At 66.2% G+C, this 14419-nt stretch carries 13 protein-coding genes and 1 tRNA gene; 6 read left to right on the top strand and 8 right to left on the bottom strand.

The features are described from left to right. Positions 1-318: 318 nt before the first annotated feature. The 6 genes from B215_RS0112505 to B215_RS20060 form a co-directional block, all read right to left on the bottom strand. Positions 319-393, bottom strand: a tRNA-Glu gene (locus B215_RS0112505). Positions 394-447: 54 nt separating this feature from the next. After that, positions 448-2214, bottom strand: a complete 1767-nt coding sequence (recJ, locus tag B215_RS0112500) for a single-stranded-DNA-specific exonuclease RecJ (protein ID WP_019369990.1) — start codon at positions 2212-2214, stop codon at positions 448-450. Between the two features lie 76 nt (positions 2215-2290). Further along, complete coding sequence (locus B215_RS21830; RefSeq protein ID WP_019369989.1) at positions 2291-2455, bottom strand: hypothetical protein; 165 nt, start codon at positions 2453-2455, stop codon at positions 2291-2293. 159 nt (positions 2456-2614) lie between these two features. Then, positions 2615-3343 (bottom strand): 2OG-Fe(II) oxygenase, encoded by a 729-nt coding sequence (locus tag B215_RS0112490; RefSeq protein WP_019369988.1) that lies wholly within the window; start codon positions 3341-3343, stop codon positions 2615-2617. 104 nt (positions 3344-3447) lie between these two features. Beyond that, on the bottom strand, positions 3448-4326 hold the full coding sequence (locus tag B215_RS0112485; protein WP_026009214.1) for an RcnB family protein: 879 nt from the start codon (positions 4324-4326) through the stop codon (positions 3448-3450). A 104-nt stretch (positions 4327-4430) separates the two neighbouring features. Next, complete coding sequence (locus B215_RS20060; RefSeq protein ID WP_019369986.1) at positions 4431-4904, bottom strand: (2Fe-2S)-binding protein; 474 nt, start codon at positions 4902-4904, stop codon at positions 4431-4433. A gap of 77 nt (positions 4905-4981) precedes the next feature. Between B215_RS20060 and B215_RS0112475 the strand changes: the two genes are divergently transcribed. Continuing rightward, positions 4982-5782 (top strand): DODA-type extradiol aromatic ring-opening family dioxygenase, encoded by an 801-nt coding sequence (locus B215_RS0112475; RefSeq protein WP_026009213.1) that lies wholly within the window; start codon positions 4982-4984, stop codon positions 5780-5782. On the opposite strand, the gene B215_RS0112470 is transcribed toward B215_RS0112475, so the two are convergent. Beyond that, positions 5779-6540 carry a class II aldolase/adducin family protein gene (locus B215_RS0112470; RefSeq protein WP_019369984.1) on the bottom strand — a complete coding sequence of 254 codons (762 nt, stop codon included), beginning with the start codon at positions 6538-6540 and terminating at the stop codon, positions 5779-5781. The genes B215_RS0112475 and B215_RS0112470 overlap by 4 nt on opposite strands. Before the next feature lie 66 nt (positions 6541-6606). Next, entirely contained in the window at positions 6607-8034 is a 1428-nt protein-coding gene (locus B215_RS0112465; protein WP_019369983.1) for a helix-turn-helix domain-containing protein, read from the bottom strand. A gap of 103 nt (positions 8035-8137) precedes the next feature. On the opposite strand from B215_RS0112465, the gene B215_RS0112460 reads away from it, so the two are divergent. The 5 genes from B215_RS0112460 to bioB are packed head-to-tail and all read left to right on the top strand — an operon-like array spanning position 8138 to position 14198. After that, positions 8138-9664 (top strand): acyl-CoA carboxylase subunit beta, encoded by a 1527-nt coding sequence (locus B215_RS0112460; RefSeq protein WP_026009211.1) that lies wholly within the window; start codon positions 8138-8140, stop codon positions 9662-9664. Positions 9665-9687: 23 nt separating this feature from the next. Then, entirely contained in the window at positions 9688-10107 is a 420-nt protein-coding gene (gene mce / locus B215_RS0112455; protein WP_026009210.1) for a methylmalonyl-CoA epimerase, read from the top strand. Position 10108: 1 nt separating this feature from the next. Beyond that, the gene (gene scpA / locus B215_RS0112450; RefSeq protein WP_019369980.1) at positions 10109-12247 is read left to right on the top strand and encodes a methylmalonyl-CoA mutase; all 2139 of its coding nucleotides are present in this window, start codon (positions 10109-10111) and stop codon (positions 12245-12247) included. Continuing rightward, positions 12244-13191, top strand: coding sequence for a heme-dependent oxidative N-demethylase family protein (locus B215_RS0112445; protein ID WP_019369979.1), 948 nt, complete (start codon positions 12244-12246; stop codon positions 13189-13191). Before scpA ends, B215_RS0112445 begins: the two co-directional genes overlap by 4 nt. Continuing rightward, entirely contained in the window at positions 13188-14198 is a 1011-nt protein-coding gene (bioB, locus tag B215_RS0112440; RefSeq protein WP_019369978.1) for a biotin synthase BioB, read from the top strand. Before B215_RS0112445 ends, bioB begins: the two co-directional genes overlap by 4 nt. The last annotated feature ends 221 nt before the right edge of the window (positions 14199-14419 follow it).

The raw sequence follows: 14419 nt of genomic DNA, 5'->3' as shown, positions 1-14419 counted from the left end.
AGTTCCTGCGGATATGATCCAGATTGATCGGAAAACGCTCTAATCTCGGGGCTGTTTTGCCCAGGATGTGTGGGGCCGCACCATTCGCACGGGGACGCTTCATTATCGACAGCGCGGTGCCAGTCGGCGGGGCGCTCGCGCTGCCAGTGCAGAGTGAGCCGGGCAGCGCGGCCGGCCACCCCCCTCAATTATGCGGATATGGACCCGCTCCGATAAGCCGATCCGGGCGTGGGGAGGCGCGCGCATGCACACTGATTCGCACCCAGCGAGGACCCCATCGATGTCGTGTATCGCCGCTCTCCGCAAATGCTCGGAGAGTGGTGACCCCTACGGGAATCGAACCCGTGTTTCAGCCGTGAAAGGGCCGCGTCCTAACCGCTAGACGAAGGGGCCAACTGCGTGGCGTGGAGCGGCCGAATAGGGGGCGATTTCGCAGCCGTCAAGCACTCATTCCGCCCAAGCTGCATCTTCGATGTGCAGTTCTGCCGCCGGCCTGCTGCCCCAGGTGTCTACCCGCGCGCGGCCGGCCAGCCACAGGCGGCGGTGCGACGGCGCCGACAGCAGTGCCTGGCCCAGTTCCGAATCGGCTTGGCGAAAGGCGACAGCCTTCAGGCTCTGACCGTCCTGCCCGGAGACAATCACGCGGACGTGCCCGCCCGTGCCGACCACATCGGCCTTGAGCACGCGCACCGGCCCTGCCGCAATTCGCGGTGCCGGCCAGCCCATGCCATAGGGGCCGCCCGCATCCATCGCTTCGACGAGTGCGGGGTTCACGCCGGCGGGGCTCAGCACCACGTCCAGCAGCAGTGCCCGTTCACCGCGCGCGGCGGCAATTCGCTCCGCAAGCCGCGCTTCAAGGAAAGCTGCCAGCGCGTCAATGCCATCGGCGGCGACGGTAACGCCGCACGCCATTGCGTGGCCGCCCCCCGCGATCAGCAGACCGGCGTCCTTCGCGGCCAGCACCGCCGCGCCCAGATCCACGCCCGGAATCGACCGGCCCGATCCCTTGCCGATGCCGTCCTCGCCGACCGCGATCACCAAGGCCGGCCGGCCGAGCTTCTCTTTCAGTCGGCCGGCGACGATGCCGATCACGCCGGGATGCCAGCCATCGCCGGCAACCAGCGCGACCATTCGATCGGCCCCCCTCAGGCAAAGCGTTTCTGCCGCCGCTTGCACCTCCGCCTCGATAGCGCGACGTTCTTCATTGAGCAGGTCCAACTCGGCCGCGATCGCGCGTGCCTGGGCGGGATCGCGCGTGGTGAGCAGCCGCACCCCTAGGTCCGACTTGCCGACTCGGCCACCGGCATTGATCCGCGGCCCCAGCGCGAAGCCTAGGTCCGTACAGGTCGGCGCGCGGGTGAGGCGCGAGGCCTCGATCAGCGCCGTCAGGCCGATGTTACGCCGCTGCGCCATCACCTTCAGCCCCTGTGCCACAAAGGCGCGATTGAGGCTCTTGAGCTGCGCGACGTCCGCCACGGTGCCCAGCGCGACGATATCGAGCAGGTCGAGCAGGCGCGGCTCGGGCCGGCTCCCGAAAAAGCCGCGCGCACGCAACGTCCGCACCAGCGCGGCGCCAAGCAGGAAGGCGACGCCGACCGCTGCGAGATGGCCGTGTTCCGCCCCCTCCGCCTCATCGAGCCGATTGGGGTTCACCAGCGCATACGCGACAGGCAGCTCACTCGCGCATTTGTGATGATCTACGACGATGACGTCGGCACCGACGTCACGTGCCATCGCCAGCGCTTCGAAAGCTTGCGCGCCGCAATCGACGGTAACGATCAGCCCGTGGCCCTGCTGCTTCAGCCGCACCAGCGCCTCGCCCGAGGGGCCATAGCCTTCCATCAGTCGATCCGGAATATAGGGCGTCGCTTCCAGCCCAAGATCGCGCAGCAGCAGGATCAGCAGCGCTGCGGAGGTCGCTCCGTCTACGTCGTAATCGCCGAAGATCGCCACCTGCTCACCTGCTGTCACCGCATCGGCGAGGCGCTGGGCGGCGCGATCCATGTCGCGGAAGATAGACGGGTCCGGCATAAACGCGCGGATACTGGGTGCGCGGTGTCGCTCCAGGTCGGCGCGGTCGACGCCGCGAGTCAGCAGGAGCTGGGTGACGAGATCGTCGGGAGCAAAGTTCGGGTCGCGCGCGTCGGCGGCGAGACCCCGCCAGCGCCAGGGCTGGCCCAGGATCGAGCGATGGACGTTGAGGGCAGGGGACATGCACCCGATGTGGCCGGTGGGACGGGACTTGTCGAGGGGTGCGGGCCCGTCCCGCACCGAGCGGGGCCGCATCGCCTCAGGCAGCCGCCAGCATATGCTTCAGGTCGGCGCGCGCCTCGCTAGTCGGGCGGATATCGACCCTGTCGACGAGCACGCTCAGTAATTCGGGGGTGAGGAACTGCGACAGGGTGGGTCCAAGATTGATACTTGGCAGGCCCAGATGTAGCATGGTGAGCAGCACTGCGGTCGCTTCCGCTCGAACCAGCCGATTGCAGAATGGAGCGGGAGGTTATTGACGCCGAGGTTCAGCGCCTCGGCAGCGGCGGTGGCGATGCGGATCGCCGGACGTGCTGCATGCACGGAGCGGCGATCGTCTGGGCTGAGCGCAGCCTGACCAGCATCAATCCTCGTCGGCGTCAACCACGCCCGACCGATAGGTCGGGATCGCCGCACGTACCCAGGCCGCCTCGCGAAACCATTTAGTAATAATGTATTTGGTGCCCTCCACCACCCGCATGCCTTCGTGCAGCGTGTCATAATTGGGGCTGCCATCCGCCGTCATATTGTTCCACATCACCAGCAGGCCGCGCTTGGGCTTGAAGCGGATGCCGGCGCGCGGGAACCAAGTGGCGCCGCCTTCCTCCACATCGTTGAGATAGGCCATTGCCGTCCAGGTGCGCTGGCCGCCGGTCTCGACGATCGTGTCCCAATAGCTGCTGGTTTCGTGGAAATAGTCGCAGTGCGCGCGAAACTGCTGGTTGAGCGCATAGCGCTGGCCTTGCATCGTCTCCGCGTTTTCGGGTGGAATGCCGAGCAGGTGGGCGATGCGATCGTCGATCGCCTGCACTTCCGGGGCCCAGCGATACAGGTCTGAGCTGTCGCTGGTGCGATATTCCGGATCCTGGGTGGTGGCGAGCAGAGTCGATGGCCGCGAATTGCTGTCGATCAGCGAGATCAGCGTATCGCAATCCCCGTCGCTGAGAAAGCCAGGATAGGTGTAGACCTGCGCCAGATCGACTTTGGCCCGGCGCACATTCGGGTTCGCCTCCAGCCGCGCCGCGACCTCCCGGCCGATCCGTGCCCGTTCGGGGGACGCCGATCCCTTGCTGTTGCCGTTCGTCTTGCTCACCGGCCCTCTATTTGCCGCGCGGACGCGCGATTGCAAGGCTGGGCTACGACCACGAAAGGGCCGGCATCGCTGCCGGCCCAGGTGCGTGCAGGGCTTGAAACGGCTTACCAGAAGATGCCGTAGATCACATCGACCACCTGGCCGGTATCAACGTCGACGAGCAGGGCGTCGTCATAGTAGCGAACCCAGCGGTATGGGCCCCAGACGTCCGGCAGCCGATAGGCATAGGGGTCGCTGATCCAATATTGCTGCGCGAACAGGAACCGATCGATCCGATAGCCAATCGAGAAGCGGCGATATCCGCTTCCCCACCGCGCCGGCGGATAGTATCGCGGCAGGCGATACAGGCCCCGATTATAGTTGCGAAAGGATCGCCAATCATAGCGGCGGTCGTTACGCCAGCTGTTGTTCCAGATGCCGCGATTGCCACGCCACCGCTCACCGCGATCCCAACCACTCCCGTCGTTCCAGCGCCGATCGCCGTCGCCGCGGCTGGCGTTGCGGACACTGTTCCAATCTGCGCGAGACGGGCTGTCGCTACGCCGGTCGCGCCAGTTCTGATCGCGGTTCAAATCACCGCGGTTCTGCCAATCCGGCCGCGATCCGCTGCGCCAGTCGCGCTGCTGTAGCTGTACGGGTGCCGGGCGGCCCTGCGGTTGCTGGACGTCGGGACGAGACGATCCGGTAAATGCACGAGGCTGGCCTTCCGGCCGACGCCAGTCGCCGCGATCCTGCGCCTGCTGCGGCGCCTGCGGGCGCTGCCAATCGCGCTGCGCCTGCGGACGCTGCCGATCGCCACGCTCCTGATCGCGCAGCTGCGGCCGCGAACCGCCCCAGCGCGCGCTATCGCCACGCGGAGCGTCGGGCCGGCTCCAACCGCCTTGCGGACGCCCGCCCGGCCGCTGTCCCTGTTCCTGCGCGAACGCGGCGACTGGAACCAGCGCAGTTGCGGCTGCGACAGCCGCCAACAGCATCCTCTTCATCGAACGATCTCCGGTGGCAGCGGTCAGATGCCGCGCCCATGTTGTCGTAATAGGCCGCTGTCGCTGAGCCGGTCCTGAATTGCTCCGTTAGCAGATTGAAAGATTCACGCCGCTGCGGCGGCATCTCCCCGAGCGATCCGTGCCGCTTCTTGAATCGCGTCGATGAGGCGTGGATAGATGCCGCATCGACAGATATTGGGGATGCCCTGGCGAATGTCTTCCTCGGACGGGTCGCGATTGGCGCGGACCAGAATCGCAGCAGCCATGACCATGCCGGGAATGCAATAGCCGCATTGCATCAGGTTCGCCGCGAGGAAGGCCTGCTGCACCGGATGGCTACGATCCGGCGAGAGGCCCTCGATAGTGGTGACAAACGTCCCTTCGATCGCGCCGATGGTCTCGCGGCAGGCGAGGCGGGCGGCGCCGTCGATGTCGACGGTGCAGGCGCCGCAATCGCCGGTGCCGCAGCCATATTTGGTGCCGGTGAGGTTGGACGCGTCGCGCAAGGCCCAGAGCAAAGGCGTCTGCGGATCCATGTCGTACTGGACCGGCTGGTTGTTGACGGTGAACCGAGTCATGGCCCGACCCTAGCGGGAAACGGCGGGTTTCCGAAACCGGCATTGTCGGCCGGTGCGGCGGAAGCGACATTCGGCAAATGACCTTACCCGCCCTTTTCATCCCCCATGGCGGGGGCCCGTGCTTTTTCATGGACCCCGCCGGTGGCCCGCCCGATCCGATGTGGCAGCCCATGCAGGCCTATCTCGCCGGCCTGATCGCCAGCCTGCCCGAGCGGCCTCGGGCGATCCTGCTCGTTTCCGGGCATTGGGAGGAACGCAACGTCACCGTGCATGCCGGGGACGGCCAGCCGCTGCTGTTCGACTATTACGGCTTCCCCGAGCACACCTACCACCTGCGCTGGGATGCCCCCGGCGCGCCGGAGCTGGCGCTACGGGCCAAGACGCTGCTCGAAGGTGCCGGCTTCCCCACCGGGGTCGAGCGCGACCGTGGCTGGGACCATGGCGTCTTCATCCCGATGAAGGTCGTGGTGCCGGATGCCGACGTCCCGCTCGTGCAAGTGTCGCTGCGGGCGGATCTCGATCCCGCTGCGCATGTCGCGATCGGCAAGGCGCTGGCGCCGTTGCGCGACGAGGGGGTGCTGATCGTCGGCTCGGGCATGAGCTTCCACAATCTGCGTGTCCGCGGCCCGCAGGCGACGCCCTACGCCGATGCGTGGGACGAGGCGCTGGTCGCGGCCGCCACCAATCCCGATCCCGCTCGCCGCGAGGCCCGGATCGTCGCCTGGCGTGACCTGCCCTATGCCGCATTCGCCCATCCGCGCGAGGAGCATCTCCTGCCGCTGATGGTCGCCCTCGGCGCAGGCGGCGAGGGGCCTGCCGCCTGCGACTATCGCGACCATGTCCTTGGCTGGGCGGTGAGCGGCTTCCGCTTCGGCTAGTCCCGCCAGCTGCGATCGATGCGATCCACCAGCCGCACCATCGCCGCGAAGTCCGCGGCACCTGGGCCGCCTGGCACCTGCGCCATATGAACGTCGCGCTGGTGAACGGCGACGACCTCGGGCGGGATCTCAATCGGTTGCCCCATGCTCATCGTCGCGACCTGGATCTCGCAGGCGCGCTGTAGCGCCCAATGCTTGACGAACGCCTCGGGCAGCGTGCGGCCCATGGCGAGGATGCCGTGGTTGCGCAGCAGCATCACGCGCTTGTCGCCGAGATGCGCCAGCAGCCGCGCGCCTTCCTCGTCGCGGACGGTGACGCCTTCGAAATCATGGTAGGCGATCTGGCCGATGAAGTTGCAGGCGTAGAAATTGATCGGCCGCAGTCCGCCCTCCAGTGAGGCGACCGCCATCCCGGCGGTGGTGTGGCTGTGCATGATGCAGTGCGCGTCGGGCAGGTGGCGATGAAAAAGGGAATGCTGGACGAAGCCGGCTCGGTTCACCGGATAGGGCGAGTCGTCGAGCTTGTTGCCGTCGATGTCGATCTTGACGAGGTTGGAGGCCTGCACCTCGCTGAAATGCAGCCCAAAGGGATTGATCAGGAAGGCGCCTTCCTGGTCCGGCAGCTTCACCGTGATGTGGTTGTAGATCATCTCGGACCAGCCGAGCATGTCGAACACGCGGTAACAGGCGGCGAGCTGCTGGCGCGCCTCCCACTCGGCGTCGCTGACCTGGGGCGTAGGGGCGAGCGCGGTTGCCATGGCACCTCTCCAAAATTCTATTTTTGAGCTTTGGGTGTGCCATGAAGCGGCCGGCAGCCGCAAGCGTTAGCGGAAGCCGTAGGGCACGGCGCGCCGGTGGTCGGGGTCGATCTCGATCACCGATCCGGCGGGCGGGAAGGCGCGCTGGTCGCAATCGAGGCGCGGGCAGATGCGGCACGAGGCGCCGATCGGCGTGGCCGCGCCGCCGGTGCGCAACGCGTCGGCATAGACGAAGTCCGCCGCATGCGCCTCCTCGCACCCCAACGCTACTGCGTAGCGGCGGGGCGGGCGGGTGAAGCTGCCCGAGGGCTTGACCAGCCCCTTGGCCATCGAGACATAGCGGGTGCCGTCGGGCATCTCGGCGAGCTGGACCAGGATGCGGTCCGGGATCGCCACCGCCTCATGGACGATCCACAAGGGGCACGCGCCGCCGAGCGCGGCGAACTGCAGCCGCGTGGCCGAGTGTCGCTTGGTGATGTTGCCCGCCATGTCGACCCGGCAGAAGAACACCGGCAGCCCCTGCGCGCCGGGCCGCTGCAGCGTCGAGAGCCGGTGGCAGGCCTGCTCGAAGCTCACCGCGAAGCGCTGGCGAAGGCGATCGATGTCGTGGCGCACTTCATAGGCCGCCGCGCGAAAGCGGCCATAGGGCATCAGCAACGCTCCCGCGGCATAGTTGGCGAGACCGACGCTGAGGAGTTCGCGCGCGGCAGCCGAGGCGAGTCCCGCGCGATCGATCACCAGCCGCATCTCGTTGGCGAACTCGTAGCGGACCAGCCGATGCGCGAGCAGGAAGGCGCGGCTTTCCGGCGGAAGCGCATGGTTGAGCGCCAGCGTGCGCGCACCCTCGTCGAAGCGGCTGAGCTCGCTGCCGTCGCCCTGCGCGCCGATCACGCGCACGCCGTGCCACAGCCGCAGCCGGTCCTCGAAGGCGCGCACGACATTGTCGTCGTCGAGCGCGAGCGCGTCGGCCAGCAATTCCGCCGAGCGGTCGACCGCGTCGATATAATTGCCCTCGGCCTGAAACCAGTCGCGCACCTCTTCCCAGGGCAGCGGTGCCGCGTCGCCCGAGCCGGTATCGAACCGGTCGTCGAGCACACGCAGCTGCTCCTGGCTGCGGCGATAGGCGTCGTGCAGCGCGACCATTCGCCGGGCGAGCAGGGGCTGCTGCTCAATGCCGCGGCGGACATCGGCCTCGTCGATCCTGTCGGCGACCACGCTGCTATCCGTCGCGGCGTCGATTGCGCGGAGCAGTGCGGCCGTGCCGCCTTCGCCGTTGATCTCGGCGGCGTCGACCGGGAATTCGCGGGCGAGCGCCAACAGAACCCCGTCCGTGATCGGCCGGTCGTTGTTCTCGATCTGCGAGAGATAGGAGACGGAGATGCCCAGCCGTTGGGCCATGCTCGCCTGCGGGATGTTCAGACGACGCCGCAGGTCGCGCAAGCGAAAGCCCTCGAACAGGCGGCGGCGGGGCAAAGGTGGGAGCTGGCTGGCCATGGGGCCGCATAATCTGCAAACCGCCGCCCCGCAACTTTGCAACATTGCATTTGCGAAGCCGGCATGGCCCGGTGCACAAGCCGCCTTCACGGAGAGAATGCCGATGTCGTCGACGATCGAGGAACTGGAACGCCGTCGCGCCGCCGCCCGTCTGGGCGGCGGCCAGAAGCGGATCGACGCACAGCATGCCAAGGGAAAGCTGACGGCTCGGGAGCGCCTGGAAGTACTGCTCGATCAGGGCAGCTTCGAGGAGCTCGACATGTATGTCGAGCACAACTGCACCGATTTCGGGATGCAGGATCAGGTGATCCCCGGCGACGGCGTGGTCACCGGTTCCGGCACGATCAACGGCCGCCTCGTCTTCGTGTTTAGCCAGGATTTCACCGTGTTCGGCGGTTCGCTTTCCGAGCGACACGCGCAGAAGATCTGCAAGATCATGGACATGGCGATGAAGGTCGGTGCACCCGTGATCGGCCTCAACGACAGCGGCGGCGCGCGCATTCAGGAAGGCGTAGCATCGCTCGGCGGCTATGCCGAAGTGTTCCAGCGCAACGTGCTGGCCTCGGGCGTGGTGCCCCAGCTCAGCCTGATCATGGGGCCCTGCGCCGGCGGCGCGGTCTACAGCCCCGCCATGACGGACTTCATCTTCATGGTGAAAGATTCGTCCTACATGTTCGTCACCGGCCCGGATGTAGTGAAGACCGTTACCAACGAGATCGTCACGCAGGAGGAACTGGGTGGAGCGGTGACGCATACCACGAAGTCGGGGGTCGCTGACGTGGCTTTCGAGAACGATATCGAGGTGCTGCTCGCAGCCCGCGACTTCGTGGACTTCCTGCCGGCCTCGAATCGCGAGGCGCCGCCCGAGCGGCCTTGCGACGATCCCTGGGATCGGATCGATGAGAGCCTCGACACGATCATCCCGCCGAGCGCCAATCAGCCCTATGACATGCACGAGCTGATCCGGAAGACGCTGGACGAAGGCGAGTTCTTCGAGCTGCAGCCCGCCCATGCCGGCAACATCCTGATCGGCTTCGGCCGGATCGAGGGGCGTACGGTGGGCGTGGTGGCGAACCAGCCGATGGTGCTGGCCGGCTGTCTCGACATCAACGCGTCGAAGAAGGCCGCGCGATTCGTGCGCTTCTGCGATGCTTTCGAGATCCCGATCGTCACCTTCGTCGACGTGCCGGGCTTTCTGCCCGGTGTCGGGCAGGAGCATTCGGGCATCATCAAGCACGGCGCCAAGCTGCTCTTTGCCTATGCCGAGGCGACGGTGCCCAAGATCACGGTGATCACCCGCAAGGCCTATGGCGGCGCCTATGACGTCATGGCGTCGAAGCATCTGCGCGGCGACCTTAACTATGCCTGGCCCACCGCGGAGATCGCGGTGATGGGCGCCAAGGGCGCGGTGGAGATCATTTTCCGGGGCAAGACGCCCGAGGAAATCGCCGAGCGCACCGCGGAATATGAAGCGCGCTTCGCCAACCCCTTCGTTGCCGCGAGCAAAGGGTTCGTGGATGAGGTGATCATGCCGCATTCTACGCGCCGCCGGATCGCGCTGGGGTTGCGCAAGCTGCGGAACAAGCAGCTCGAGAACCCGTGGAAGAAGCACGACAACATTCCGCTGTGATGCGGCGCTGATCGAGGACCATGATGAAGCTCGGCCGTCTCAACCATGTCGGCGTTGCGACGCCGTCGATCGAAGCCTCGATCGCCTTCTACCGCGACGTGATGGGCGCGGAAGTGATCCGCGAACCCTTTGACCTGCCCGCGCAGGGGGTGAAGGTGTGCTTCGTCGACACGCCCAACAGCCAGATCGAGCTGATCGAGCCGCTGGGCGAGGCCTCTCCGATCCATGGCTTTCTCGCCAAGAACCCGGCGGGCGGCCAGCACCACCTCTGTTACGAAGTGCCCGACATACACGAGGCCAAGGCCTGGTTCGAAGCGAAGGGTTGCAAGGTGCTTGGCGCGCCACGCATCGGCGCACATGGCACGCCAATCTTCTTCATTCACCCCAAGGACATGGGCGGCATCCTGACCGAGATCATGGAAATGCCGCGTGGGGAGCATTGAGGTGACCAAGCCCACGCTCGATCAATGGTCCGGCGCCGCCTCAAAGGAGGTGAAGGGCAAGGATCTCGCTTGGAAAACGCCGGAAGGTATTTCGGTCAAGCCTTTGTACACACAGGATGATGTGGTCGGTGTTGATCCGGGTCTGCCCGGCTTTGCTCCCTTCACGCGCGGTGTACGTGCTTCCATGTACGCCGGGCGCCCCTGGACCATTCGGCAATATGCCGGCTTCTCGACCGCAGAGGAGTCGAATGCCTTCTACCGCCGAAACCTTGCCGCCGGGCAGAAGGGCCTGTCAGTCGCGTTCGATCTGGCCACCCATCGCGGCTATGACAGCGATCACCCGCGCGTGGTGGGCGACGTCGGCAAGGCAGGCGTCGCGATCGATACGATCGAGGACATGAAGATCCTGTTCGACGGCATTCCGCTCGACCAGATGTCCGTCTCGATGACGATGAACGGCGCGGTGATCCCGGTGCTGGCCTTCTTCATCGTCGCGGGCGAGGAGCAGGGGGTTTCGCAGGAGAAGCTGGAAGGCACGATCCAGAACGACATCCTCAAGGAGTTCATGGTTCGGAACACCTATATCTACCCGCCCGAACCGAGCATGCGGATCATTTCAGACATTTTCGCATACACTAGCGCGAAGATGCCGAAATTCAACAGCATTTCTATCTCCGGCTACCATATGCAGGAAGCTGGCGCGACTCAGGTGCAGGAGCTCGCCTTCACCATCGCCGACGGCATGGAATATGTGAAGTACGGCGTCGCCTCCGGTCTCGATATCGACAAGTTTGCAGGCCGTCTGAGCTTCTTCTTCGCAATTGGTATGAACTTCTTTATGGAAGTGGCCAAGCTGCGAGCCGCGCGGGTTCTATGGCACCGGGTGATGACGCAGCTGGGTGCGCAGGACGAGCGCTCGAAGATGCTGCGTACCCACTGCCAGACGAGCGGCGTTTCGCTCACCGAGCAGGACCCGTACAACAACGTCATCCGCACCACGATCGAGGCGATGGCGGCGATGCTCGGTGGCACCCAGAGCCTTCACACCAACGCGCTCGACGAGGCTATCGCACTGCCGACCGATTTCTCCGCCCGGATCGCCCGCAACACGCAGATCGTGCTGCAGGAGGAGACGGGGATGACCAAGGTCGTCGATCCGCTGGGCGGCAGCTATTATGTCGAGAGCCTGACCCAGAGCCTGGTCGACAAGGCCTGGGAGATCATCGAACGGGTCGAGGCCGAGGGCGGCATGGCCAAGGCGGTCGCCGCCGGCTGGCCCAAGGCGATGATCGAGGAAGCCGCGGCGGCTCGCCAGGCGCGGGTCGATCGTGGCGAGGACGTGATCGTCGGGGTCAACAAGTATCGGCTGCCGAACGAGGATTTGCTGGAAACGCTGGAAGTCGACAACGCCGCGGTGCGCGAGGCGCAGATCGCGCGGATCCAGCGGGTGAAGGCCGCGCGCGACGGAGCGGCGTGCCAGGCGGCGCTCGATGCGCTGCGCGAGGGTGCGAAGGCAGGTGGCAACCTGCTCGAACTCGCCGTTGTCGCGGCGCGGGCGCGGGCAACGCTGGGTGAGATCAGCGCAGCGATGGAAGACGTCTTCGGCCGCTATGCCACCCAGCCGACCCCGGTGAAGGGAGTCTATGCCGCGCCTTACGCTGAGAACAATCGCTGGGCCGAGGTGGTGCGCGGTGTCGAGGCGGTCGAGCGCCGCCTAGGCCGCAAGCCGCGCCTGCTCGTCGCGAAGATGGGGCAGGACGGGCATGATCGCGGCGCCAATGTCATCGCCTCTGCTTTTTCCGACATGGGGTTCGAGGTGGTCAGTGGACCGTTGTTCCAGACGCCCGAGGAGACCGTGGTGCTGGCGCTCGACAGCGGCGTCGACGTGGTCGGCGCGTCCAGCCTCGCGGCCGGGCACAAGACGCTGATCCCCGAGCTGATCCGCGGCCTGCGCGAAGCCGGGCGCAGCGACATCAAGGTGATCGCTGGCGGGGTGATCCCGCCGCAGGATTACGAGATGCTGCGCGCGGCGGGTGTGCAGGGCATCTATGGGCCCGGTTCGAACGTCGTCGAATGCGCGGCGGACGTGCTGCGCCTGCTCGGCCACAACATGCCGCCGCTCGAGGCTGCCGCCGAATGAGCCTGGGCTTCTCCGTCGAGGCGCTGATACCGCGCGCGCGGGGCGGAGGGGCGCTGCGCATGGGGCTGGTGCGGGTGCCCGAAGCCGAGTGGCTGACGCCCGAGGCGGATCTGGCGGCCCGTGCGGCCGTGTTCGCGGCCGAGCCCGACTGCGTGCAGGTGCTGCCGGGGGCGGAGGCGGCGGTGGAAGAGATCGCGGCGTTGCTCGAACACCGCCGCGATGCCCAAAGCCGTCATCCCGGCGAAAGCTGGGATCCATTCGCTTCAACGTCTGACGCAGGAGCCGATCCGGAGAGAGCAATGGATCCCGGCTTCCGCCGGGATGACGGCTTTGAAGGACGGGCCGTTTCCATGTCTGACACACTCCGCACCGCCGCCGGCGACGTGTGGGAAGACCTGTGCATCCTCACCCCGGACGCGTCCGGCCAGTACCGCCTCACCGCCGCCGCGCTGGCGTTCCCCACCGACTGGCACCTCGCCGAAAAGCTGGGCCATGCGCTCACCCCGATCCACGCCCCCATCCATGGCTATGCCGAGCAACTCGCCTCGGGCGTCGACTATTTCTTCGCAACCCTCCAGCCAGGCCCTATCTTCGGCCGCACCAACTGGTTCGTCGTGGCGAGCGACGCTTGGCGCTACCTTCCACGGGACGCGCCCCAGGTCCGCTTCGCCCATGTGACCGCCGACAACGCCGGCGCTACCCTGTTCGTTCGCTGCGAGCGCCAGACCTTGCGCCGCCTGCCCCAAAGCGGGGCGCTGCTATTCACCATCGGCATCCATGTCGAGCCGCTCGACCGCCTGAGCGACGGTGCCGTCGCGCGCGTCGCCCAGTCCGTCGCGGGGATCAGCAGCGGCGAACACGAACGCCGCGCTGCGCCCTTTTACGTCGAGGCTCTCACCCGCTATGCCGAGCGACGTAACCGTTCACCGGAGTTGCTTGCTTGACCCTCGAAACCACCCCCGTGCGTACCGACTGGACCCGCGACGAGATCGCCCAGCTGTTCGACCTGCCGTTTACCGAACTCGTGTTCCGCGCGGCCGAAGTCCACCGTGCCAACCACCCGGCGAACCAGGTCCAGCGCTCGACCCTGCTATCGATCAAGACCGGCGGCTGCCCCGAGGATTGCGGCTATTGCAGCCAGTCGGCCCATGCCGATACCGGCCTCAAGGCTACCAAGCTGATGGATCCGCGCGCGGTGCTGCAGGCGGCGGCACAGGCCAAGGACCATGGCTCGACCCGCTTCTGCATGGGTGCGGCCTGGCGCAACCCCAAGGATCGCGACATGCCCGCCATTGTCGAGATGGTGAAGGGCGTCCGCGCGATGGGCATGGAAACCTGCATGACGCTGGGCATGCTAACCGACGGTCAGGCCAAGACGCTCGCCGATGCCGGGCTCGATTATTACAACCACAATATCGATACCTCGCCCGAACGCTATGGCGAGGTGATCACCACCCGCAGCTTCGAGGAGCGGCTGGAGACGCTGGAGCATGTCCGCGAGGCGGGCATCAACGTGTGCTGCGGCGGCATCGTCGGCATGGGCGAGACGCGCGGCGACCGGGTGGGCTTCATCCACGCGCTGGCGACCCTGCCGGTGCATCCGGGCAGCGTGCCGGTCAACGCGCTGGTGCCGGTGAAGGGCACGGTGCTCGGCGACATGCTGGCCGACACGCCGCTCGCCAAGATCGACGATATCGAGTTCGTCCGCACGGTGGCGGTGGCGCGCATCACCATGCCGCGCTCGATGGTCCGGCTGTCCGCGGGCCGCGAGAGCATGAGCGACGCGACCCAGGCTTTGTGCTTCCTGGCGGGCGCTAATTCGATCTTCACCGGCGACAAGCTGCTGACCGCAGGCAATGCCGGCGACGACAAGGACGCCGCGCTTTTCGCCCGCCTCGGCATCACGCCGATGGCCGCGGAGTGCAAGGTGGAGCTGGAGGCGGCGGAGTGAGCGAAGCCTCGGTGAGAATAGTACTTCTACTCTTCACGGGCGCGCTTTTCGCCGCTTCGTGCTGGGTTACTGTTCTATTCTTAAAGCGTCGAGGTTTGAGCGGTCATCGGCCCGCAGGCTCTAAAGGCATTCTCCGCGCAGTATTGCTTACCGTTGCAATCGCGGTCGGCTTTTGGGTCGGAAATCACGGCGACTTGTCTGATCGTTATTCGATCGCATTC

Source organism: Sphingomonas sp. ATCC 31555 (assembly GCF_000282895.1).
Lineage (GTDB): Bacteria > Pseudomonadota > Alphaproteobacteria > Sphingomonadales > Sphingomonadaceae > Sphingomonas.
Note: the sequence above shows the minus strand (reverse complement) of the source record. Positions and strands in the feature narration are given on the sequence as shown.

Bases quoted from the DNA above. Each gene is read 5' to 3' on its own strand.
- recJ (WP_019369990.1), bottom strand. From the start codon at position 2,214: ATGTCCCCTGCCCTCAACGTCCATCGCTCGATCCTGGGCCAGCCCTGG.
- B215_RS0112485 (WP_026009214.1), bottom strand. From the start codon at position 4,326: ATGAAGAGGATGCTGTTGGCGGCTGTCGCAGCCGCAACTGCGCTGGTT.
- B215_RS20060 (WP_019369986.1), bottom strand. From the start codon at position 4,904: ATGACTCGGTTCACCGTCAACAACCAGCCGGTCCAGTACGACATGGAT.
- B215_RS0112475 (WP_026009213.1), top strand. From the start codon at position 4,982: ATGACCTTACCCGCCCTTTTCATCCCCCATGGCGGGGGCCCGTGCTTT.
- B215_RS0112470 (WP_019369984.1), bottom strand. From the start codon at position 6,540: ATGGCAACCGCGCTCGCCCCTACGCCCCAGGTCAGCGACGCCGAGTGG.
- B215_RS0112465 (WP_019369983.1), bottom strand. From the start codon at position 8,034: ATGGCCAGCCAGCTCCCACCTTTGCCCCGCCGCCGCCTGTTCGAGGGC.
- B215_RS0112460 (WP_026009211.1), top strand. From the start codon at position 8,138: ATGTCGTCGACGATCGAGGAACTGGAACGCCGTCGCGCCGCCGCCCGT.
- mce (WP_026009210.1), top strand. From the start codon at position 9,688: ATGAAGCTCGGCCGTCTCAACCATGTCGGCGTTGCGACGCCGTCGATC.
- B215_RS0112445 (WP_019369979.1), top strand. From the start codon at position 12,244: ATGAGCCTGGGCTTCTCCGTCGAGGCGCTGATACCGCGCGCGCGGGGC.